17 protein-coding genes are annotated in these 22,283 nt (G+C 63.0%); 4 read left to right on the forward strand and 13 right to left on the reverse strand.

From position 1 onward, the window contains the following. Positions 1–21: 21 nt before the first annotated feature. The 6 genes from tsaD to M1D88_RS14900 all read right to left on the reverse strand — a co-directional run bounded on the left by tsaD (position 22) and on the right by M1D88_RS14900 (position 5,332). A complete protein-coding gene (gene tsaD, locus M1D88_RS14875; protein WP_458111559.1) occupies positions 22–1,104 on the reverse strand; it encodes a tRNA (adenosine(37)-N6)-threonylcarbamoyltransferase complex transferase subunit TsaD in 1,083 nt (360 codons plus the stop codon). Next, positions 1,101–1,604: a ribosomal protein S18-alanine N-acetyltransferase gene (gene rimI / locus M1D88_RS14880; protein ID WP_458111560.1), complete on the reverse strand. Its 504-nt coding sequence runs from the start codon at positions 1,602–1,604 to the stop codon at positions 1,101–1,103. The genes tsaD and rimI overlap by 4 nt, the downstream gene beginning before the upstream one ends. Continuing rightward, positions 1,601–2,272 carry a tRNA (adenosine(37)-N6)-threonylcarbamoyltransferase complex dimerization subunit type 1 TsaB gene (gene tsaB, locus M1D88_RS14885; protein ID WP_458111561.1) on the reverse strand — a complete coding sequence of 224 codons (672 nt, stop codon included), beginning with the start codon at positions 2,270–2,272 and terminating at the stop codon, positions 1,601–1,603. Before tsaB ends, rimI begins: the two co-directional genes overlap by 4 nt. Beyond that, the gene (gene tsaE, locus M1D88_RS14890; RefSeq protein ID WP_458111562.1) at positions 2,272–2,964 is read right to left on the reverse strand and encodes a tRNA (adenosine(37)-N6)-threonylcarbamoyltransferase complex ATPase subunit type 1 TsaE; all 693 of its coding nucleotides are present in this window, start codon (positions 2,962–2,964) and stop codon (positions 2,272–2,274) included. The genes tsaB and tsaE overlap by 1 nt, the downstream gene beginning before the upstream one ends. Then, complete coding sequence (gene alr, locus M1D88_RS14895; protein ID WP_458111563.1) at positions 2,961–4,163, reverse strand: alanine racemase; 1,203 nt, start codon at positions 4,161–4,163, stop codon at positions 2,961–2,963. Before alr ends, tsaE begins: the two co-directional genes overlap by 4 nt. Before the next feature lie 77 nt (positions 4,164–4,240). Continuing rightward, entirely contained in the window at positions 4,241–5,332 is a 1,092-nt protein-coding gene (locus tag M1D88_RS14900) for a carbohydrate kinase family protein (RefSeq protein WP_458111564.1), read from the reverse strand. Between the two features lie 58 nt (positions 5,333–5,390). Here M1D88_RS14900 and M1D88_RS14905 point away from each other — a divergent pair, with 58 nt between their 5' ends. Then, positions 5,391–6,803 (forward strand): family 4 glycosyl hydrolase, encoded by a 1,413-nt coding sequence (locus M1D88_RS14905; RefSeq protein WP_458111565.1) that lies wholly within the window; start codon positions 5,391–5,393, stop codon positions 6,801–6,803. A 17-nt stretch (positions 6,804–6,820) separates the two neighbouring features. On the opposite strand, the gene M1D88_RS14910 is transcribed toward M1D88_RS14905, so the two are convergent. Beyond that, the gene (locus tag M1D88_RS14910) at positions 6,821–7,255 is read right to left on the reverse strand and encodes an N-acetyltransferase family protein (protein WP_458114540.1); all 435 of its coding nucleotides are present in this window, start codon (positions 7,253–7,255) and stop codon (positions 6,821–6,823) included. A gap of 184 nt (positions 7,256–7,439) precedes the next feature. Between M1D88_RS14910 and mshA the strand changes: the two genes are divergently transcribed. From mshA to M1D88_RS14925, 3 genes are all read left to right on the forward strand, one after another. Next, complete coding sequence (gene mshA / locus M1D88_RS14915; RefSeq protein WP_458111566.1) at positions 7,440–8,705, forward strand: D-inositol-3-phosphate glycosyltransferase; 1,266 nt, start codon at positions 7,440–7,442, stop codon at positions 8,703–8,705. 21 nt (positions 8,706–8,726) lie between these two features. Further along, on the forward strand, positions 8,727–10,409 hold the full coding sequence (locus M1D88_RS14920) for a formate--tetrahydrofolate ligase (protein WP_458111567.1): 1,683 nt from the start codon (positions 8,727–8,729) through the stop codon (positions 10,407–10,409). Positions 10,410–10,979: 570 nt separating this feature from the next. Beyond that, a complete protein-coding gene (locus M1D88_RS14925; RefSeq protein ID WP_458111568.1) occupies positions 10,980–11,576 on the forward strand; it encodes a DUF559 domain-containing protein in 597 nt (198 codons plus the stop codon). Positions 11,577–11,736: 160 nt separating this feature from the next. On the opposite strand, the gene M1D88_RS14930 is transcribed toward M1D88_RS14925, so the two are convergent. The 6 genes from M1D88_RS14930 to M1D88_RS14955 all read right to left on the reverse strand — a co-directional run bounded on the left by M1D88_RS14930 (position 11,737) and on the right by M1D88_RS14955 (position 22,244). Next, complete coding sequence (locus M1D88_RS14930) at positions 11,737–12,822, reverse strand: inositol-3-phosphate synthase (RefSeq protein WP_309108178.1); 1,086 nt, start codon at positions 12,820–12,822, stop codon at positions 11,737–11,739. A 254-nt stretch (positions 12,823–13,076) separates the two neighbouring features. Continuing rightward, a complete protein-coding gene (gene mgrA / locus M1D88_RS14935) occupies positions 13,077–14,114 on the reverse strand; it encodes an L-glyceraldehyde 3-phosphate reductase (RefSeq protein ID WP_458111569.1) in 1,038 nt (345 codons plus the stop codon). 72 nt (positions 14,115–14,186) lie between these two features. Continuing rightward, complete coding sequence (gene treZ, locus M1D88_RS14940) at positions 14,187–15,938, reverse strand: malto-oligosyltrehalose trehalohydrolase (RefSeq protein ID WP_458111570.1); 1,752 nt, start codon at positions 15,936–15,938, stop codon at positions 14,187–14,189. Between the two features lie 39 nt (positions 15,939–15,977). Beyond that, on the reverse strand, positions 15,978–18,314 hold the full coding sequence (treY, locus tag M1D88_RS14945) for a malto-oligosyltrehalose synthase (RefSeq protein WP_458111571.1): 2,337 nt from the start codon (positions 18,312–18,314) through the stop codon (positions 15,978–15,980). Beyond that, positions 18,311–20,566, reverse strand: coding sequence for a glycogen debranching protein GlgX (gene glgX, locus M1D88_RS14950; RefSeq protein ID WP_458111572.1), 2,256 nt, complete (start codon positions 20,564–20,566; stop codon positions 18,311–18,313). The genes treY and glgX overlap by 4 nt, the downstream gene beginning before the upstream one ends. Positions 20,567–20,696: 130 nt before the next feature. Beyond that, on the reverse strand, positions 20,697–22,244 hold the full coding sequence (locus M1D88_RS14955; protein ID WP_458114541.1) for an NAD(P)H-hydrate dehydratase: 1,548 nt from the start codon (positions 22,242–22,244) through the stop codon (positions 20,697–20,699). Positions 22,245–22,283: the final 39 nt, after the last annotated feature.

Consider the following 22,283-nt stretch of genomic DNA (forward strand, 5'->3'; position numbering starts at 1 on the left):
CGTTCAGGCCGAAACCGTGGCCTAAGCCGAAACCGTGGTGACCGGCATGGAGGAATCCGGCGCGAAAGCTATCCCGCTGGGCCCGATGCCGGCCATCATGAGCTGGGCTCCCAGGGCTGCCACCATGGCGCCGTTATCGGTGCAGAGGTCCAGGGGCGGGACGTGCAGTGCTATTCCGGCAGCGCTGCAACGTTCGCCGGTGAGCTGCCGGAGCCGGGAATTGGCCGCGACTCCCCCGCCAAGAAGCAGGCTGGTAATGCCGTTCTCCCGGCAGGCGAGAACCGCCTTGGACGTGATCACATCCACCACGGCCTCCTGGAAGGCTGCCGCGACGTCCGCAACCGGAACCGGCTCTCCCCTCGCCTCAAACTGCTCAACGCAGCGCGCGACGGCGGTCTTGAGGCCGCTGAAGGACCAGTCGTAGCGGTGGGGGCCGGGTACGTCTGCGGTGCCCATATACTTCGGCTGGGTCAGTCCTCTGGGAAAGCGGATTGCCTTTGCGTTTCCCGTTCGCGCCAGCCTGTCGATTGCTGGTCCTCCCGGGTAGCCCAGTCCAAGCAGCCTCGCCACCTTGTCGTAGGCTTCTCCGGCCGCGTCATCGATGGTGGAGCCGAGCATCTCCACGTCGTCGGTAATGCTCTTGATGCGAAGTATTTCAGTGTGCCCCCCGGAAACCAACAGGGCGCCAAGGTTCTGGGGCAGGGCTCCTGCCCTTTCACCATCGGCCTGGAGCACGCCGACCCCTACGTGCGCCACCAGATGGTTGATGGCATACAAGGGTTTGCCGGTGGCCACGGCGAGCGCCTTCGCAGCACAAACCCCCACCATGAGTGCGCCCGCCAGGCCCGGACCTGCGGTGACCGCGACGGCGTCGACCTCTTGCAAGGTGACACCCGCATCCGCGAGCGACTGCTGGAGGGTGGGAACCAAAGCGTCGAGGTGGGCCCGGGAGGCGATTTCGGGTATCACGCCGCCAAACCGGACGTGTTCCTCCATCGAGGATGAGACCGTGTTGCTCAGCAGGGACGTTCCCCGCACGATGCCGACGCCGGTCTCGTCACAGGATGATTCGATTCCAAGAACCAACGGCTCGTTGCCGTTCATGGGCGTTCTGCTTCCGTTGTGGGCACTGTTTCCGATAGTGGGAGCCGCATGATCAGGGCGTCTACGCCGTCCCGGTAATACCGCGGGCGGACGTGGATCTGCTCGAAACCGAAGCGGAGGTAGAGCTGCTGGGCGCGGGGGTTGTCCGCCCGGACCTCAAGCAATACATCTTCTGCGTTCCGGCGGCGGCTTTCCCTGATCAGGGCGGTGAGCAATGCCGAGCCGATTCCCTTGCCTTCCTGCTCCGGAATCACGGCGATGGTCTGGACGTCGGCTATGGGCTGGATGCACATGAGCCCGGCATAACCCACGATGGTCCCGGCCGCTTCGGCGACAAGATAGTGGCGGGTGTCTGACTGGCCCAGCTCGTCGAAGAACATCTGCAGTGGCCAGGCGTCCACGGGAAACAGTTTGCGCTCAAGCTGGTGTACTGCGGGAATGTCTTCGGCTGTCATTTCCCGCAGAATCACACTGCCCGTATCCTCGTGGCGTCCGCTCATAGCGCCCGCTTTCGGGGCCCCGGGACCTGGGCATCGGACTCGCGCAGGTACAGCGGCGTGGAATCCGGCAGTTCCCCGCCAGCGGCCAAACGAGCCAGGGCGAATTGCCCCAGGTAGAGTGCGTCCGGCTGCTCGGAGCTGAAGTCCGGATTGGCCTGGAGGGCGTCGGGGTACAGCCCGGCACCGGCACCATAGGCGGGGAGATCCGGAACGTCCACGGCAAAGCCGACATGCGGGCCGTCAACGAGTTGCGGCAGTTGCCCCTCTTCCAGGGTGTAGCGGGCCCAATAAACCTCTTTGCGGCGGGCGTCGGTGGCCACGATGAACTCAGGGACCGCCTCTGTTGATTCAGCCACTTCCAGGGCCACCGCATCCAGGCTCATCATCCCATAAAGGGGCTTTTGCCAGACGAATGCCAGTGTACGGGCGGTGGCGATCCCTGAACGCAGCCCCGTAAACGGCCCCGGTCCCACCCCTGTAACGATGGCGTCGATATCAGAGCCGGTGACGCCTGCTTCTGCCAGCATCCGGTTAATGCCTGGTGCCAGAACCTCAGCGTGGCTTCGGGTGTCTTCGGTGGAGAAGTTGCTCACCACGCCTTCCATGGCGTCATCGGAAACCAGGGCGGCACTGGCGACAGCCGAGGTGTCGATGGCAAGGATCAGCATCAGGAGATTCCTTCCGCGATGCCCGGCCACGACGGTTGCCGGGCCCACCGTGGCCCAAACCCACGGATCACAATGGTTCGTGGTTCGTCATCGTCCTCGGGAGCGAAATCGAGGACTGCTGCCTGTTCCGGGCTCGCCTGTTCCGGGCTCTCCGCTGGGTAGGAGACACCGGGGAGTCCTGCCGATCCCAGCCGGCGATAAAGTTCAACCTCGAGCCGGCTGTCACTCAGGTGCTCTACCCGTTCCCTCCCCCATTCCACCACTGTCACGGAGCTGTCCATCGTGTTCTCGAGATCGATGTCGTCTATCTCCGACGCCGATTCGAGGCGGTAGGCATCCACGTGTACCAGGTCCGGTCCGCCGGGGCGCGGCCCCTCGGACAGGTTGGGATGGATGCGGACCAGTACGAAGGTAGGCGAAATAATGCCTGCCCGTACACCAAGGCCCTCGCCCAATCCCTGAGTAAAAGTGGTCTTCCCCGCCCCGAGTTCCCCTGTGAGAACCAGGAGGTCCCCCGCCTCGAGTACCGAGCCGATAGCGCTGGCAAGCTGGTGAGTCTGTTCGGCGGTTTCGACGTGGAACGTCTGTTCCCACTGGGCTGAGTCCGACTGGGCTGAGTCGGATCGGGCCGAGCGGGATGGGGCTGAGGCGGGCCGCTCTGAGGCGGGCAGCGGGCCCTGTTCGGCGCTCACGGCGTCGTCTCTTCATTGATGTAGCGACGGGGCACGCGCGGGCTGATCCTGGTCACGATCTCGTAGTTGATGGTTCCGGCTGCCCGGGCCCAATCATCGGCGGTGGGGCCGCCGTCGTTCCCGTCCCCAAACAGAACCGCCTCGCTTCCGAGCCTGCTGTTCCCTCCGGCCGCCAGATGCAACGGTCCAAAGTCCACCACCATCTGATCCATGGCGATAGTGCCCACCACGGGGTATGTCACGCCGTCAATGCGGACCGGGCCTCCGGTGGCCACGCGCGGAACCCCGTCGGCATAGCCCAGCGGGATGAGTCCGAGTGTGCTGGCACTTTCCGTGCGGTACCGAAGTCCATAAGAGACTCCCTGATGGGCCGGGACGTCTTTGCAGTGCGCCACCAGGGTGCGGACAGTCATGGCGGGCCGCAGCCCGAGCTCGGCCGAAGTCTGTCCTCTGAAAGGGGAAAGCCCGTAGATGCCAAGCCCGACCCGCACGAGGTCGAAGTGGGTATCGGGTCGGGACAGCGCAGCGGGTGTGTTGGCAAGATGCCTTATTTCCGGGTCTATTCCGGCATCCTCCGCCACAGCCAAGGCATCGCGGAAGGCCGCAAGCTGTTCATCCGTCTCGGGCCGCTCGGGTTCGTCCGCCACGGCAAGGTGCGAGAAGATTCCAGCCACCCGCAGCAGCCCCTCCTCCTGGTATTCAACCGCTGCGCCCACGAGCTTGTCCCAAAACTCGATCGTGGCGCCATTACGGCCAAGGCCGGTATCCACCTTCAGATGAACTCTGGCGGGGCGCTCCTGATCCCTGGCGGCAGCCACAATACTGTCCAATTCCCAGCCCGAACAGGCGATATCTATTCCGGAAGCAACGGCTGCAACGAAGTTGGTTTCGCGCGTATGCAGCCAGGCTAGTATCGGAGCGTCGATGCCGGCAGCCCGGAGGGCCAGAGCCTCGGATACGTGGGCCACTCCCAGCCATTGTGCTCCAGCCGCGAGGGCGGCCCTCGCCACGGGAACCGCACCATGGCCGTAGGCGTCGGCTTTCACCACCGCCATGACCCGCGCAGGAGAAGCCACGGCTACCAGTCGCCTCACATTGTGGCGGATGGCCTCAAGGTCGATGACGGCGGACCGCTCGTCGCTCACATTGGGGGAAGCATACGACGCCGGTGCAGGGCCGCCTGCTGCTGGGTAAGTCACCCTAGTGATTCTAGTAGCGGCCGGACAAGTCGCTTAATTGGCCGCCCCGGCAGGCGACTGGCGGTCACGCCGTCGGGTTACGCATCGGAAAGGTGCGCGATGGTGGCCGTCGCACGTCGCTGTGCCTCGGGCGGGACATCCCGGACGATCTCCTCAAGGAACTTGTACCGCCGCAGCCACTGGCTCCCCTGCCGCTCGGGCCGCGCGTTCGCTTTCTTCCACCAGTCAGCGATGTCTCCCCAGCCGGGCGCAGCCAAGGATCCACCCACCTGTTGTACTGCCAGCGCGGCGCAGAGGTTGGCGAAACGCAGCCGGTTACCCAGGGGCCATCCCGCCAGGCACCCTACGACGAAGGCGGCACCAAAGCAATCACCGGCGCCGGTGGGATCAAGCGCGGGAACCGGCAGGGATGGCACCCACTCCTCTTCGCCTGTCTCGGAGTCCACGGCCATTGCCCCTTGAGGTCCGAGTGTCACCACCGCAACAGGAACCCGGTCAGCCAACGAATACAGTGCTGCCCACGGATCACGCTTGCCGGTGAAAGCCATAGCCTCCCGCTGGTTGGGCATAAAAGCGTAAAAGTACTTCAGGTTGTCCAGCCTGCTGGGCAGCCACGCCCCGCTCGGATCCCAGCCGACATCCCCGAAGAGCTTCACGCCGTCTCCCTGGGCTGCGAGCGCCCATGGCTCCATTTCTTCGGCGAGGTCGGTGACGGCAGCGAGGGCGGGCGGTGGGTATCCAATCAGGTCCGATGACGTCAAGGGCGCCGGGTGACCGTGGGTAACCATGGAACGGTCCTCCTGCACACCGAGCGAAACAGTGACCGGCGAATGCCAGCCCGGAATCCGCCGGGAGAGGGACAGGTCCACGTGTTCCTGCCCTGCCAGGATTTTCCAGTTGTAGTCCCCGTACCCGTCATCCCCGAAGGCGGCAGCCAACCCCGTCCGCAGGCCAAGCCTCGCAGCCGCAATCGCCTGGTTGGCCACTCCGCCCGGGCAGCTTCCCATGCCGTCGCTCCAGACTTCCGTGCCTGGCTCGGGTGCATGCGGCAATCCCGTGAAAATGATGTCCTGGAAAACCGTGCCGGAAAGGAGCAAATCGAAACCGTCTGCCCCCGGAGTACGGACACTGGACAGGGGATCGAACCGTCGGGCGGGAATAGCGTCCATGTCCCGCAGACTACGCTGTGACGCTACTGCTGGAAAGGGGGAGGCATAGACTCTGGTCATGCGGCTTATGATTGCCGGCGGCGGCGGTTTTCGTGTCCCCCTGGTCTACCGGGCATTGGCCTCCGGGCCCTTCTCCGGCCTGGTCCGGGAACTGGTCCTCTACGACGTTGATCCTGCAAGACTGGAAGCCATGGGCGCCGTTCTCCGTGCGATGGCGGATGAATCAGCATCGTCAGCATCCGGGAGCCGGCCGACGATCCGCACCACCACCTCGATTACTCAAGCCCTGAACGGCACTGACATGGTTTTCGCAGCGGTCAGACCAGGAGGTACTGCGGGCCGCGTCACCGACGAGCGGGTCGCCCTTGAGCTGGGACTGCTAGGGCAGGAAACCACCGGAGCGGGTGGGATTTCGTACGCCCTGCGGTCAATTCCCGCCATGCTGGAACTGGCTGAGGCCATGCGGCAACTCGCTCCGGAGGCCTGGCTGATCAACTTCACCAATCCCGCAGGGATGGTCACCGAGGCCCTGCGGCCCATCCTCGGCAGCCGTGTAATCGGCATCTGCGACTCCGCCAGCGGGCTGGTCCGGCGCGCTGCCGAAGCGGCCGGAGCCACCCTTCCCGAAGGAAAGCTCGACGGCGTGGGTTACTACGGGTTGAACCACCTGGGCTGGTTGTACCGGCTGGAGTCCGGCGGCCATGACCTGCTGCCGGAGCTTTTGTCCGACGCCCAGGCACTGGCCGGCTTCGAGGAAGGGAGGCTCTTCCCGCAGCAGTTCCTGGCACAGCTGGGCTGCCTGCCCAACGAGTACCTCTTCTACTACTACGACACCGCCAAAGCCGTTGAGGCAATGCGCGCAGCTGAAGGCACACGAGGCGAATCCATTCACAGCCAGCAGCAGGACCTCTACCCGCAGCTGGCCGTAGCAGGACCCGCGGCCTACTCCTTGTGGGAGTCCGCGCGCCGCTCACGCGAGGAGGGCTACCTGGCTGAGGCCCGCCCGGCAGGGGAAGGTCGTCACGCCGAGGACCTTCATGGCGGCGGCTACGAGCGGGTCGCACTCTCCGTGATGCGGGCGCTCGCAGGCGCCGGCAACGCCGAACTCATCCTGAATACTGCCAACGCTGCCCGCGGCAAAGCCGGCGCCGGTTCTGGCGCCAACGGAAGTACAGCGATACCCGCGATTCCCGGACTGCCCACGGACGCCGTCGTCGAGGTTCCCTGTGTTGTAAGCCCCGAAGGCGCCCTGCCGCTACTGCAAAGCCACCCCAACGATTCGCAGCTTTCCCTGATGCTCCGTATCAAGCAGGTGGAAAGGCTGACCATCCGGGCCGCCACCATGGGGGATCGCGACGCTGCGATCGCCGCGTTTGCCGGGCATCCGTTGATCGCGTCAGACAGTCTGGCGTCAGAGTTGCTGAACGGCTACGAAAAGGCCTTCCCGGCATTGCGGGAACGCTGGCGTTAGCCGGACTCAGTGGACTTCTACAGCTTCCGGTACATCACGTGAAGCCCCACCAGGCCGTGCTTCGGGTGGTTGAAAGCTTCGGGGATGGTGGCCAGTACCTCGAACCCGAGGCTCTGCCAGGCTTTTACGGCCCTCGTGTTGCTCTCGACGACGGCGTTGAACTGCATGGCGCGAAACCCGGCCTCACGGGCGGCCTCCAGGGAATAGGTGCAGAGGGCACGAGCCACGCCTTTCCCACTGTGATCCTGGTGCACCATGTACCCGGCGTTGGCCACATGGCTTCCCGCTCCGCCGTAGTTGGGGTGCAGCTCACCTGTCCCTATCACCAGGCCGTCCTGGACCGCGACGAAGGTCTGCCCTGGTGGTTGCTTGAACCAGATCTCCTTTGCCTTCGCCTCGGAGGTGTCAGGATCCCAGGTATAGGTCTCGCCCGCGCGGATGATCGGCTCCATGATGGCCCAGATTCCGGGCCAGTCGTCCTGGCTCGCGGATCGGATCCGGAAAGTTGTTGATTCTGCTGATTCTGGTTTTCGGCTCACTGGCGCCACGTTAGCAGCCAGGCCAGGGCTGCAATTGCGCCCGGTGTACAGGAGTAGTGTTTTATCGAATGCTGTTGGAGAGGCCGAAAGGAGAGCCGTGACCCTGATTCGGCGTGTCGCATTCCTGTCATTGCACACCTCTCCCATGGAACAGCCTGGCTCCGGGGACGCCGGTGGTATGAACGTCTATGTCCGTTCACTGGCTTCGGCGTTGGCCGCTGCCGGTGTGGAAGTGGAAATCTTCACGCGATCCACCTATGCCGGGCAGCCCGCCGTCGAACATCCCGATCCCGGTGTCTGTGTACACAACGTGATTTCGGGACCGCCGCGGAAGCTCCCCAAGGAGGATCTTCCCGAGCTGCTGCACAGCATGGTTGCGGAAATCCAACGGATCCGTGAGCGCCAGCCACACGGGCGCTACGACATCATCCATTCCCACTACTGGGTCTCGGGAGTGGCCGGACTGGAGCTTTCCCAACTGTGGAATGTCCCTTTGGTGCACACCATGCACACGATGGCCAAGGTCAAGAACCTGCTCCTGCATTCCGGGGAGAAGCCTGAACCGAGGCGGCGCGAGGACGGCGAACACCGGATTGTCGACGGCGCCACCCGGCTTATTGCGAACACCGGCCACGAGGCATCTGAGCTCGTTTCCCACTACAACGCCGATTTTGACCGCATCGACGTTGCCCCTCCCGGCGTCGATCTGACCGTCTTCACTCCCGCGTTCCGGAGCCGTTCCCGCAAGGAGCACGGCGTGCAGCCCGGCACCTTCCACCTGCTGTTCGCCGGCCGCATCCAAAGGCTCAAGGGACCCCAGATTCTCCTAAAGGCGGCCACGCTGTTGCGGACCCGGCGTCCGGACATCGATTTGCGGCTGACCATACTCGGGTCGTTGAGCGGGTCAAAGGACTTTGATTTGAAAGCCCTCATCAAGGCGGCAGGAATGGACGACGTCGTAACCCACCGTCCGCCGGTCAACGCAATGGACCTCGCGAGCTGGTACCGCTCAGCAGACGTCGTGGTGATGCCGTCGTACAGCGAGTCCTTTGGTCTGGTGGCGCTGGAAGCCCAGGCATGCGGAACGCCCGTGGTGGCGACGAAAGTGGGAGGGCTTTCCCGGGCTGTCTTCCACGGCAGGACGGGATTGCTGGTTGAAGGTCACAGCCCTGCAGATTGGGCCGACGTCCTGGAAGCTCTCTATGACGACCCCACCACCCGTGAGGATATGGGGCGGGCTGCAGCACTGCATGCCGAAAGCTTCGGCTGGCAGCGCACAGCGGCCATTACGCTGGAAAGCTACCACGCCGCCGTCGAGCAGTATCTTGGACACCGGCAGATCCCGGCCCGAGCGACCCCCTAGCCCCCTAGCTGAAGGACGACGATGTCTGAAGAAAAGGTGATGAGCGATCTTGAAATCGCCCGGCACGCAACCATGCGCCCCATCGGGGAGATTGCGGCGGCGGCAGGGATCAACGACGAAGCGGTCGAGGCATACGGCCGGTTTAAGGCCAAGATCGATCCGTCCCGGCTTGCGGCGTCGGAAGCGCGGGGGAAGGTTGTGCTGGTCTCGGCTATGTCTCCCACTCCGGCGGGCGAAGGAAAGTCCACAACCACGGTGGGTTTGGCTGACTCCCTGGCACGCGCCGGCCATAAGGTGATGATTGCCCTGCGCGAACCCTCGCTCGGGCCGGTCCTGGGAATGAAGGGTGGGGCTACGGGGGGCGGATACTCCCAGGTCCTGCCGATGGACGAGATCAACCTGCACTTCACTGGTGACTTCCATGCCATCACCTCGGCGAACAATGCGTTGATGGCGCTGGTGGACAACCACATTTTCCAAGGCAACGAACTGAACATCGATCCCCGCAGGATGACGTTCAAGCGGGTGCTGGACATGAATGACCGCTCGCTGCGCGAGGTGGTGATTGGACTTGGCGGCCCGGTCCAGGGCGTTCCGCGGCAGGACGGATTCGATATCACCGTGGCCTCGGAAATCATGGCGGTCTTCTGCCTAGCTACGGATCTGAGGGATTTGAGGGAACGCCTGGGCCGGATCACTTTCGGTTACACCTATGAGCGCCAGCCTGTGACTGTGGCCGATCTCGGGGTCCAGGGCGCGCTCACCCTGCTCCTCAAGGAGGCCATCAAACCCAATCTGGTGCAGACCATTGCCGGCACTCCTGCCCTCGTCCATGGCGGCCCGTTTGCCAACATCGCCCATGGCTGTAACTCACTGATTGCTACCCAGACTGCTCGCCGCCTGGCCGACATCGTGGTTACCGAGGCAGGTTTCGGCGCCGACCTCGGGGCCGAAAAGTTCATGGATATCAAGGCCAGGGTAGGTGATGTGGCACCGTCAGCCGTGGTCGTGGTCGCCACGATCCGGGCACTGAAAATGCATGGCGGGGTGGCAAAGGACAGCTTGACTGCACCGAACCTCGAGGCCTTGGCGGGTGGCGTCGCAAACCTTCAGCGGCATGTGCACAACGTGGAGAAGTTCGGACTGACACCCGTGGTGGCAATTAACAGGTTCGCGACGGACACGACGGAGGAACTCGACTGGCTGATGGACTGGTGCGCCAGGGAAGGTGTCCCGGCCGCCGTCGCTGATGTGTGGGGCCGCGGAGGTGGCGGAGACGGCGGCGACGATCTGGCAGTGAAGGTGGCGGCCGCCCTGGACGTTCCGCACACTTTCCGACACCTCTATCCGCTGGAGATCTCTGTGGAGGAGAAGATCCGAACCATTGTGCAGGAGATGTACGGTGCCGACGGCGTCGACTTCTCGGTACCGGCCCTCAAGCGGCTGGCGGAGATCGAGAAAAACGGCTGGAGCGTGCTGCCCGTCTGCATGGCCAAGACCCAGTACTCCTTCAGTGATGATGCGTCACGGATGGGCGCACCAAAGGGTTTTATCATTCATGTGCGAGATCTCCTGCCGAAGACCGGGGCCGGCTTTATCGTGGCCCTCACCGGTGCCGTTATGACCATGCCCGGACTCCCCAAAGACCCCGCCGCGCTGCGCATGGACGTAGACGCCGACGGCAACCCGGTAGGCCTCACCTGACCCTCCCTCACCTTTCGCCGGTTTTAACCCCACCCTCCATCACATCCCGCCCCCAAAAACCCAACCCTCCATCACATCCCGCCCCCAAAAACCCAACCCTCCATCACATCCCGCCCCCAAAAACCCAACCCTCCATCACATCCCGCGAGGACCATCGTCGCCTGTGGATAACTTCTGCAGGAACTGTCCAAGGCGGGTAACAATTCCCCTATGCAAAAAACCAGCCTGCCGGGCGACCTTGGGACGATGCCTTTCACTCTTGAAACTGCCGTGAGACTCGGCGTCACGGAGAGCAGATTGCGAAATTCGGATGTGGCACACATCAGCCGGGGCCTGTACCGCCCCGTCAGTTGGGACTTTGAGTTGGAGGCGGCGGCGAGGGCTCTGTCCGACGCATCTCCGGGAGCCTGGATCTCCCATGTCACTGCCGCACGCATAAAGTGTTTGATCTTGCCGCCTTGGCTTGCCGAGTCAGCTGAACTCCACTTGAGCAAGCCCCGATTACTCCCAGGAGTACGCCGCAAAGGAGTAATTGGCCATACAGTTCTGGCTCGGGAAGATGAAATCGAAGTGACAGACGGAATTCGGATCAGCACCTCGTCCCGCACGTGGCTCGATATGGCCAGACGGCTGTCCCTAGACGATCTGGTATCCATGCGAGACCAGCTGATCAGGATTCCGCGTCTGCATTTCGAAGGGAGATCTCAGCCGTTGGATACATTGGCAGGCCTGGGCTCCCTCGTGGACCGCCACCCAAACCTTCAGGGGGTTGTGCGAGCCAGGGAAGCCTTGGAGCTGATGCGGGTGGGGGCCGACTCAGGACCCGAGACACTGCTTCGCCTGGCAATTTCCGACTCAAATCTGCCAGAACCTGAGCTGCAGCTGACACTAAGGCCGGAAGACACGAACTCGCCTACGTGCGACCTTGGCTATCGTCAGCGCCGATTAGCAATCCAGTACGACGGCGGTCATCACCTTCTGGAGCCACAGAGACTGAGCGACAGGCGGCGGGATAAGGCTTTCGAAGCCGCTGGCTGGGACGTACTGATCTTCGATAAAGAAGATCTCAGCGACAGATTCCAAAAAGCCGTAATCAGAATCCGTCGGATGCTTCGCACCGGTCGGCTCGACCACCCGGCAGCGTCAGGATTTGTCGACGCGATGTGAAGGAGCGTTAGCCTAAAACCAGCGAAATGTGAGGGAGCGTTATCGTAAAACCAGCGAAACGTGAGGGAGCGTTTGTTAGAGAAACGACGAACGCTCCCCCACCTGCGAAAGGTGAGGGAGCGTCAGCCAAAAACCCGCGAAAGGTGAGCGAGCGTTTAGGTTAGCGCTCGAGGTCTCCGCGGATGAAGGCCTCAACCTTTTCGCGAGCAAGGTCATCGTTGAACTGCTCCGGAGGAGACTTCATGAAGTAGCTCGACGCGGAGAGGAGCGGTCCCCCGATACCGCGGTCCAGGCCGATCTTTGCGGCGCGGATGGCATCGATGATGACGCCGGCGGAGTTCGGCGAGTCCCAAACTTCCAACTTGTACTCCAGGGAAACCGGAGCGTCGCCGAAGTTGCGCCCCTCCAGGCGCACGAAGGCCCATTTGCGGTCGTCAAGCCACTGGACGTAGTCGGACGGGCCGATGTGAACGTCCTTGGCAGCCAGCTCCGCCTCGACGTTGGAGGTCACGGCCTGGGTCTTGGAAATCTTCTTGGACTCGAGGCGGTCACGCTCCAGCATGTTCTTGAAGTCCATGTTGCCGCCGACGTTCAGCTGGTATGTGCGGTCCAGGGTTACGCCGCGGTCTTCGAAGAGCTTGGCCATCACGCGGTGGGTGATGGTGGCACCGATCTGGCTCTTGATGTCATCACCCACGATGGGTACGCCGGCAGCGGTGAACTTGTCAGCCCACGCTTTCGTGCCTGCAATGAACACGGGAAGGGCGTTGACGAAGGCAACCCCGGCGTCGATGGCGCACTGGGCGTAGAACTCAGCGGCTTCCTGCGACCCGACCGGGAGGTAGCAGACCATGACGTCCACTTCGGCATCCTTCAGCGCCTGGACAACGTCCACGGGCTCTGCCGGCGACTGCTCAATGGTCTCGAGATAGTACTTGCCGAGGCCGTCAAGAGTGTGGCCCCGCTGTACGGTGACGCCCGACGGCGGGACGTCGGCGATCTTGATGGTGTTGTTTTCGCTGGCCAGGATAGCGTCAGCAAGGTCGACGCCGACCTTCTTGCCATCGACGTCGAAAGCGGCCACGAACTGAACATCATTGACGTGGTACTTTCCGAACTCCACGTGCATCAGACCCGGAATCGTTGCCTGGGGATCGGCATCCCGATAGTAATGAACGCCCTGGACCAGTGAGGCGGCACAGTTGCCTACACCGACGATTGCAACACGAATGGGATTTGAAGACACGGAACTCCTTTGAGAACAAACGTCACGCACCCTGCGCGGTCCTGCCCTGATGCGGAACGGCGGCTGATGGGCACAACGCCATGCGGCGCCCTTGCAGTCTATCCAATGGTGCCGTTGCTTCGCTTGTTCCCAGCTCTGCGATGCCACCTGTGTTACAGACAGCTGTTGCCTCCCATCCCGCAGGATGAGAGGCAACAGCTGTCAACTGGCCAGGGCCAGTCACGCAGGTCCGAGACGTATTGCTCCGGGACGGCTTAGGCCTTCAGAGCCACACTGATGTCGGACTCGACGGCGAACTGGTCAATCGCTGCCAGCTCCTCCTCCGTAAAGGCGAGGTTATTGACGGCCGACAGTGTGTCTTCGAGTTGAGTGACACTGGAGGCACCGATGAGGGCTGAGGTGACGGGGGTTCCCTTGGGCTGGTCACGGAGAATCCAGGCTACGGCCATTTGGGCGAGTGTCTGGCCTCTCTCCAAAGCGAGGCCGTTTAGCCCGCGGATGCGGTCCAGTTTGTCTTCAGTGATCGCTGCCCCGGAAAGGAAGCGTTCCTTGGCTGCTCGCGAGTCGGCGGGGATGCCGTTGAGGTAGCGGTCGGTCAGCTGTCCCTGTGCCAGCGGCGAGAAGGCGATGGAGCCGGCGCCCACCTGTTCAAGTGCCTCATACAGGTTCGGTGTGCCGTTCTCCGTCCAGCGGTTCAGCATCGAGTAGCTGGGCTGGTGGATCAGCAGCGGCGTGCCAAGGTCCTTGAGGATGGCAGCGGCCTCAATGGTCTGTTCCGGGGTGTAGGAGGAAATGCCTGCGTACAGGGCTTTTCCTGAGCGCACTGCATAATCCAGTGCCCCCATGGTTTCTTCCATGGGGGTCTCGGGATCGGGACGGTGGCTGTAGAAGATGTCCACGTAGTCCAGGCCCATACGCTGCAAGGATTGGTCCAGGCTGGACAGCAGGTATTTGCGGGAGCCCCATTCGCCGTAAGGGCCCGGCCACATGTAGTAACCGGCTTTGGTGGAGATGATCAGCTCATCGCGGTAGGGCTTGAAATCGTCCTGGAGGTGCCGGCCAAAGTTGGTTTCGGCCGATCCGTCCGGCGGGCCATAGTTGTTGGCGAGGTCGAAGTGGTTGACGCCAAGGTCAAAGGCGCGACGAAGGATGGCACGCTGTTCGTCGAAGCGTTTGTCATCGCCAAAGTTGTGCCACAGGCCCAAAGAGATGGCCGGAAGCTTCAGGCCGCTGCGTCCAACGCGGCGGTACGGCATGGATTCGTAGCGGTCTTCCGCAGCAGAATAAGTCATACGTACCATCCTGCCAGCCGCAGGACCGTCCCGGGGCTGGCGTCCAACATTCGGTCAGCGAAGTCAGGTGAGTCAGGTAAGTATGGCCGCGCTGTGCCCGGGCAATTCCAACTTTCCGGACTCCAGACGCACGCCGTCCTCGGTGGCCAAACGGATTGTCTCGGCTTCCGTGTTGAGCCTGCAGTCTCCGCTGGAGAAATTGAAGACGACGTGGACTGAGCCCCGTTCCAACCGAAGCCACCGGTCCTCTTCGCTGAATTCCACCCTTGTTTCCTCGAAGCCGGGAGCAACAAGATCGGGCAGCGACTTCCGGAGAGCAGTCAAGGACCGGTAGAGCTCCAGCAGGCGGACGTGGTGGCCCTCAGCGGCCTCATTCCAATTGAGTTTGGACCGCATGAACGTCTCCGGGTCCTGGGGGTCCGGAACCAGGGCAGGGTCCCAGCCCATCCTCTCGAACTCCTTGATCCGCCCCTCTGCTGTAGCCTTCCCAAGCTCCGGTTCAGGATGTGAGGTGAAGAACTGCCAAGGCGTCGTGGCGCCGTATTCCTCGCCCATGAACAGCATGGGAGTAAACGGTGATGTCAGCGACAGAACGGCGGCCAAGGCCAGCGGACCGTAGGAAAGCGACTGCGAGAGCCTGTCACCAACAGCCCTGTTGCCGATTTGGTCATGGTTCTGGGTGCAGACAACCAAGGCGGATGGATGAACGAGGTTGGAGTTGATGGCCCGGCCGTGGCGTCGGCCGCGGAAACTTGAATAGCTTCCGTCGTGGAAAAACCCGCCCGTCAGGACCTTCGCCAGGGCAGCCACGGAATCGAAGTCGCTGTAGTAACCGGTGGTCTCGCCCGTGAGGTTCACATGGGCGGCGTGGTGGAAGTCATCGCTCCACTGGCCAGAGAGCCCGTACCCATTGAGCTCCCTCGGATAGAGCAGGCGGGGGTTGTTGAGATCCGACTCGGCGATCATGGTAGCCGGGCGGCCTGTCTCAGCGGAGACAGCCTCTGCCAAAGCCCCAAATTCTTCCAGGATGGGAAGCGCACGTTCATCCTTTAGCGCGTGAACGGCATCGAGACGCAGCCCGTCGACGTGATAGTCACGCAGCCACATGGCCGCGTTCTGGAGGATATATGCCCGGACTTGGTCCGAGTCCGGGCCATCAAGGTTGATGGAATCGCCCCACGTGTTGCTCTTTCCGGACGTGACGTACGGGCCGAACCTGGGCAGGTAGTTGCCGCTGGGGCCGAGGTGGTTGTAGACCACATCCTGGATGACGCCCATGCCGGCCGTATGGGCTGCATCCACAAAACGCTGGTAAGCCGCTGGCCCGCCATAGCCCTCGTGCACTGCATACCAGAGCACGCCGTCGTAGCCCCAGTTGTGGGTGCCGTTGAACGCATTGACCGGTAGGAGCTCCACAAAGTCGATGCCCAGCCCGGCCAGGTAGTCGAGGCGCTGGGCCGCGGCGTCCAGAGTCCCTTCAGGAGTGAAGGTTCCCAGATGCAGCTCATAGATGACGGCGCCCTGCAGCTCGCGGCCTTTCCACCCGCCGTCCTGCCATTCGTGGGCCGTCGGATCGAAAGTTCGGGACAACGAGTGCACGCCCTCAGGCTGCCTGCGTGAGCGGGGGTCCGGAAGGGGAATGTCTTCGTCATCGACGAGGTAGCCGTAATCCACTTCGCCCTCCGCCGGAGCCTCCGTGGCAGTCCACCAGCCGTCGTCGCGCCGTGTCATGGGGTATTTTTGGCCAGCCGCCAATAGGGTGACGGATTCGGGCTCTGGAGCCCAAATGTCGAAGCGTTCGCTTCCGTTCACTGGAAGAGTCATCGGGTGGTTCTCCGTTCAGTGGGTGGTTTAGGAGGCTGGCTAGACGTTTTCGCTGATGGGGATGAGCAGCGCCACTGGGTAAACCCGCAGGATGTCCGCCACCTCCACCGGGCCGGGACCAAAGATGGTTCCAGTGAGCTCGTCCTGCATTTCCGCGTCAAGAGCGACGGCGGTATCCCGCCATCCGCCCTTGCGTTCGAGTCCGTGGGGGAGCCTCGTGACCAGGGTCAGCGCGCCGGCCTCGGCGGGTCCCGTGCTGTCAGCGCGGCTGAAGGCGAGGAGATGATCAGCCGCCGATCCCGTGGCTTGCACCGGCTTGTAGCCCCTGAACAATTCGGGACGGTCGCGGCGCAACCTCAGGGCACGTGAGGTCACCAGCAGCTTGCAGGCCTCTGCCTGGAAGACTGCCGGAAGCTGACCGTCATCCAATTCAGCCAGCGTGTTCCGTCTGCGCTGGAAATCCACTGGCCGGCGGTTGTCTGGATCTGCGAGAGAACGGTCCCAGAACTCTGTGCCTTGGTAGACGTCCGGCACGCCAGGCATGGTGAGCTGGACGAGCTTGGCGGACAGCGAATTCGACGCCCCATGCGAGTCAATGCCCGCCACAAAGGCTGTCAACTCTGTGCGGACATCGGGGTCGTCAAAAGCGGCGTCCACAGCGGCCAGGAGTTTCTCCTCGAATTCCGCGTCAGGATCCGTCCAGCTGGTGGAATTCCCGGCTTCACGCGCAGCCTTTTCTGCGTAGCCGCGGAGTCTGGCACGATCCGCTGGCCACGATCCGGCGATCGCCTGCCACACCAATGCTGCGAGGGGTCCGTCCGGTAAGGGTGCAAGCTCGCGCAGCCGTGCCAGGGTGGCCGCCCATTCAGGCGCCATTTCCGAAATTACGGAGATGCGTGCCCGGGTATCCTCGCTGCGCTTGGTGTCATGAGTGGTCAGGGTGGTCATTGACAGGGGCAGCCGCTCCTGGCGGCGGACCATCCGGTCGTGGAATTCCTGGGGGCTGAGGGCAAATTCCGTGGGGTCGGCGCCGACTTCCGTAAGCGTCCCCAGCCGCGTGTAGCGGTAGAACGCTGTGTCCTCGACGCCCTTTGCCATCACCATTCCGGACGTCTGCTGGAATCGACGTCCGAGTTCCGCATCGGCGTTATTGAGCAGCGGCAGGAGTTTAGCCACGGCATGGGAGAGGTCGGGCCTCGTGTCCATGGCGGCTTCGCAGGCTTCCTTCAGCACCTCGGCACCCTCGGGCAGGTAGGTGCGGTAAACAGGGAAGGCCGCAATAATCTCAGACAGCGCATCAGCAGATTCAGAGGCAGTGAGCCCCAGATCCTCAGGCAACAGCCTGACGAGCCTCAGGATTTCGGAGTGCAGCATCCCGTCGGTAATAGCACGCTTGGTCCCACGGATCATGGCGGCGTAGTCAGCTGACTTGCGGGTGCCACGCAGGCGGGCATCAAGCCGCGTCAGGGGCGCCTCCCCCTTGGGATCCACGAACACCCGGTCAACGTCCGCCAAGGCGTCATATCCGGTGGTGCCTTCACACTGGAATTCCGGCGGCAGCTCCTCCCCCGGTTCGAGGATCTTCTCCGCCAGGACGTACGCGCCGCCAGTCACTGCCTTCAACCGGCGAAGGTACCCGCCCGGGTCCGCAAGACCATCGGGGTGATCAATGCGAAGCCCGTCTACCAGGCCTTCTTGGAACCAGCGCGCAACCTCGGCGTGGGCTTCATCGAAGACCTCCGGGATCTCAACGCGGACTCCGGCCAGCGAGTTGATGGCGAAGAATCGGCGATAGTTCAGTTCGTCGTCCGCCCGGCGCCAGGCGATCAGCTCATAGTGCTGCCGGTCATGGACGTCACGAGGGCTGTCGCCGGGAGTATACGTCCCCTCGGCCAAGGGAAAGCGATGGTCGTAGTACCGCAGTTCGCCATCCTGGATCTCCAGGTGTTCGACGTCGTCATCGCTTCCGAGAATGGGTACGCGGACGCGGCCGCCCCCAAAGTCCCAGTCGACGTCGAACGCTACAGCGTATTTCGACTGCCGGCCTTCCTTCAGCAGCGACAACCACCAGGGGTTCTGGTGGGGAGTGGCGACGCCGACATGGTTGGGAACGATGTCAACAAGAACCCCCATGCCGGCGGCGCGGGCAGCTCGGGAAACTGCGGCAAGCCCTTCGGGACCACCCCGGTCCGGATCCACGACGCTCGGGTCGGTAACGTCGTAGCCATGGCCAGATCCCTTTTCCGCACTCAGCAGCGGCGACAGGTAGAGCCAGTCCACTCCCAGTGCGTGGAGATAGTCCACGATTCCGACGGCGTCGTGCAGGGTGAAGTCGGCGCGGATCTGCAGCCTGTAAGTCGAGACGGGGGTCTTCATGAATCAGCCGCCTTCGGCTTTCCTATCTTCCTGGTGTGTTTGGGCTCCGGCGCCGCGGGGGATGTCAAAGCCGCCGACTCCGGCGTGGAAGTCTGCGACAACGCGGCCAGGGAAGCGGCCACGGAGTGGTCCGGCTCCACTTCCGGAGTGCTGTGCGCCCGGAGTACCACCAGGGATTTGGCGTCCACCGGGAGGCTGCTTCCGGCCACGACGGGCTCTGTGTCGGCGTTGTGACCGGCAGTATCGATGATGATGTCCCAGGCCGGGGCGTACTCATCGGAGGGCAGTTTAAACTTCACTTCGTCGTCGTGGGCATTGAAGTAGAGGACAAAGTTGACGTCGGTAATCCGTCGGCCCCTCATGTCCTTACCCTGGATACCGTCGCCGTTGAGGAACATGCCCACGGAGCGGCCCAGGCCCACCTCCCAGTCCTCGGGCTGCATGGTTGAACCGTCCACGTCCAGCCATACGATATCCGGCAGCCGCTCGCCTTCGCCTCGGCGTACGGGCCGCCCGTCAAAGAACTTGCTGCGCCGGAAAGTGGGATGTTTCGCCCGCAGAGAATTGACAGCTGCCGTGAATTCCACCAAGGGCTGGTCAACGCTGTCCCAGTTGATCCAGGTCAGCTCGGAATCCTGGCAGTAGCCGTTGTTGTTCCCTCGCTGCGTCCTGCCCAGCTCGTCGCCATGGAGCAGCATGGGAACGCCCTGGGACAGCAGCAGGGAAGCGATGAAGTTGCGCTGCTGGCGTGCCCGCAGTCCCAGGACCTTGGGATCATCCGTGGGGCCTTCCACACCACAGTTCCAGGAGCGGTTGTGGGATTCGCCGTCGTTGTTTCCCTCACCGTTGGCTTCATTGTGCTTCTCGTTGTAGGAGACAAGGTCGGACAATGTGAAGCCGTCGTGGGCGGTGACGAAGTTGATGGATGCGACCGGACGTCGGCCGGAGTGCTCGTAGAGGTCAGCTGAGCCTGTGAGCCGGGAAGCGAATTCGCCCAGCGTGGACGGTTCTCCCCGCCAGAAGTCACGGACGGTATCCCGGTATTTGCCGTTCCACTCTGTCCATTGCGGAGGGAAGTTGCCCACCTGGTACCCGCCCGGACCAACATCCCAAGGCTCGGCGATCAGCTTCACCTGGGAGACTACGGGGTCCTGCTGGATGAGTTCAAAAAAGGTGGAGAGTTTGTCGACGTCGTAAAACTCGCGGGCCAGCGTGGAGGCGAGGTCGAAGCGGAAGCCGTCCACGTGCATCTCCGTGACCCAGTACCGCAGCGAGTCCATCAGCAGCTGGAGGGAATGGGGATGGCGGACGTTGAGGGAGTTGCCGGTCCCTGTGTAGTCCATGTAGTGCTTCTGGTCGCCTTCCATGAGGCGGTAATAGGCGGGGTTGTCGATGCCCTTGAAGGACAGCGTGGGGCCGAGGTGGTTGCCTTCCGCGGTGTGGTTGTAGACCACGTCCAGGATGACTTCAATCCCGGCACGGTGCAGCGTACGGACCATCGCCTTGAAGTCCTGCACCTGCTGGCCGGTGTCGCCGGTGGAGCTGTAGGTGTTGTGCGGGGCGAAGAAGCCGATGGTGTTGTAGCCCCAGTAGTTGTTGAGGCCTTTGTCCTGCAGGATGCCGTCGTTGACGAACTGGTGCACGGGCATCAGTTCAATGGCGGTAATCCCGAGCTTCTGCAGGTGGGCGATCACTGAAGGGTGCGCGACGCCGGCGTAGGTGCCGCGCTGCTCCTCGGGAATCTCCGGGTGAAGCTGCGTGAGGCCTTTGACGTGGGCCTCATAAATCACTGACTTGTGGTACGGAATCCGGAGGTTGTGGTCCCCGTCCCAGTCGAAGTAGGGGTTGATGACAACGCCGAGCATCATATGTCGGCTGGAATCGGCATCATTTCTCGAGTCGGGGTCGCCCATGTTGTAGGAGAACAGCGACGGGTCCCAGTCCACCTGGCCGTGTACAGCCTTGGCATACGGGTCCAGGAGCAGTTTGTTGGCGTTGAACCGCAGCCCTGACGCGGGGTCATACGGCCCGTGAACCCGGTAGCCGTACATCTGGCCAGGCTGGACCTGCGGGATGTAGCCGTGCCACACGTAGCCGTCCACTTCCTGCAGCTCGAAGCGGGTTTCCACCCGGTCCTCGTCGAAAAGGCAGAGCTCCACCTTCTCCGCTCTTTCGCTGAACAGTGCGAAGTTGGTTCCTGTGCCGTCGAAGGTGGCTCCCAGCGGGTAAGCCGATCCGGGCCAGATTTCCATCAATACTCCTCAGTTGTCCAACAGTTGCAATTCACACTCGCCATCCAGCTTATAACTGGAAAGTAAGCTTACTATTATTGCGGGTGTGACCATTGCACATTAGCGGGTACCCGCGACAAACGCCGCACAGCTATTCTGTCCGGGCGGGCCACACTCCCGGCACTGCATCTGCCAGACGGCCCGCTGTAAGGGGCCCTCCGGCCGACGCCGCGGTTCCGGCCAACCCGTGAACGCTGGCGGCCATCGCGGCTATCGCCCCCCACCGCGCGTCCGGATCAATTCCGACGGCGGCGAACCGGTCGGCGTCGGATCCCACCTGTGCCAGTAAGGCGCCCAGCACTCCCGCGAGTACGTCCCCACTGCCGGCAGTGGCCATCCACGCTGTTCCTTCCGCTTGGGTAAAAACCGCTCCCGTGGCTGCAGCGATGACAGTAGTGTGTCCCTTGAGAAGGACTGTTCCGCCCGTCAGAGTCGCAGCCCGGCGCGCCGCCAACAAGGGAGCCGCGTCGATCTCTGACCGGTGCGTGGCGGTGCCGAGCTCCGTCAGCAGCGTCGCCAACTCCCCCGCATGCGGAGTGAGGACCACTTGGGCTCCAAGGCGGCCGGGGAGGACCTGAAGGGCCCCGGCGTCGGCGATTACCGGCAGTCCTGACTCAAACACATCACGCACCCTGCCCAGCTGCTCCCCCGCAGAATCGTCCAGGCCAGAGCCCACCAGCCACGCCTGAACGTGTGCATCCGCCACGCGTCCCTGTCCGCACACCACTTCCGGGCAGGCGGCGCGAACTGCGGCTGCGACCTCCGGCGGACCGAGGTACCTGACCATTCCCACCCCTGCGGCAAGCGCCCCACGGCAGGCCAGCACAGCCGCACCAGGGTAGCGTTCAGATCCGGCCACGACGCCCAGTACGCCGCGCGAGTACTTGTGGGAACTGCGATCCGGCTGCGGCAACAGGGCCTTAAGGTCTTCCTGTTCAAGGCGGCGCAAGACCGGTGACGGCAGTGCCGACTCGATGCCGATGGGGACAATCACAATCCTTCCGGAGCTACCGGCCCCCGGATCCGCCAGCAACCCGGCCTTTACTCCCCCAAACGTCACGGTCACGCCCGCCCGCAGCACCGGCCCGTGCAGCTCACCTGTATCAGCATCCACACCGCTTGGAATATCGCACGCCACAACCAATGGGGTGCCCTCTGTCCCAAAGAGCTCCGCTCGCAGAACCTTGGCCTGCAGTTGCTCGATGAGTAATCCCGCCGCTCCAGTGAGCCCACCACGCGCACCTGTCCCGAGGACCGCGTCAATGACGACGTCGGAGCTTGCGGCGGCGGCGGACAGTTCAGGGATGTTGTCTTCCGTCAGGGCGTGCGTTCTTCCGCCGGCCCGGCGAAAGGCCGCGAGGCCGGCGGCGTGCGCGTCACTGGCGGTGAGCACCGCCGTCGTACGCATTCCACGGCCGGCCAGGAAAGCAGCGGCAAAAAGCCCGTCTCCCCCGTTATTGCCCTTGCCCACGAGGACGGTGACGCTGGAGCCGTAGATGCGTCCCCTGGATTTGAGCTCCCGGATGATGGCGTTCGCCAAACCATAGGATGCGCGTTGCATGAGAACAGCGCCCATACCGTCGCCCAGCAGAGGCTTTTCAGCCTCGCGTATCTGGGTTCCGGTGTTGGCGCTGATCATCGTGGTGGTCCAATCCTGTTGGTCCATTCATGCTCGTCA

This window comes from Arthrobacter sp. R1-13, from assembly GCF_054161475.1.

Bases quoted from the DNA above. Each gene is read 5' to 3' on its own strand.
- tsaD (WP_458111559.1), bottom strand. From the start codon at position 1,104: ATGAACGGCAACGAGCCGTTGGTTCTTGGAATCGAATCATCCTGTGAC.
- rimI (WP_458111560.1), bottom strand. From the start codon at position 1,604: ATGAGCGGACGCCACGAGGATACGGGCAGTGTGATTCTGCGGGAAATG.
- tsaB (WP_458111561.1), bottom strand. From the start codon at position 2,272: ATGCTGATCCTTGCCATCGACACCTCGGCTGTCGCCAGTGCCGCCCTG.
- M1D88_RS14900 (WP_458111564.1), bottom strand. From the start codon at position 5,332: ATGGACGCTATTCCCGCCCGACGGTTCGATCCCCTGTCCAGTGTCCGT.
- M1D88_RS14905 (WP_458111565.1), top strand. From the start codon at position 5,391: ATGCGGCTTATGATTGCCGGCGGCGGCGGTTTTCGTGTCCCCCTGGTC.
- M1D88_RS14910 (WP_458114540.1), bottom strand. From the start codon at position 7,255: ATGGAGCCGATCATCCGCGCGGGCGAGACCTATACCTGGGATCCTGAC.
- M1D88_RS14920 (WP_458111567.1), top strand. From the start codon at position 8,727: ATGTCTGAAGAAAAGGTGATGAGCGATCTTGAAATCGCCCGGCACGCA.
- mgrA (WP_458111569.1), bottom strand. From the start codon at position 14,114: ATGACTTATTCTGCTGCGGAAGACCGCTACGAATCCATGCCGTACCGC.
- treZ (WP_458111570.1), bottom strand. From the start codon at position 15,938: ATGACTCTTCCAGTGAACGGAAGCGAACGCTTCGACATTTGGGCTCCA.
- treY (WP_458111571.1), bottom strand. From the start codon at position 18,314: ATGAAGACCCCCGTCTCGACTTACAGGCTGCAGATCCGCGCCGACTTC.
- glgX (WP_458111572.1), bottom strand. From the start codon at position 20,566: ATGGAAATCTGGCCCGGATCGGCTTACCCGCTGGGAGCCACCTTCGAC.
- M1D88_RS14955 (WP_458114541.1), bottom strand. From the start codon at position 22,244: ATGATCAGCGCCAACACCGGAACCCAGATACGCGAGGCTGAAAAGCCT.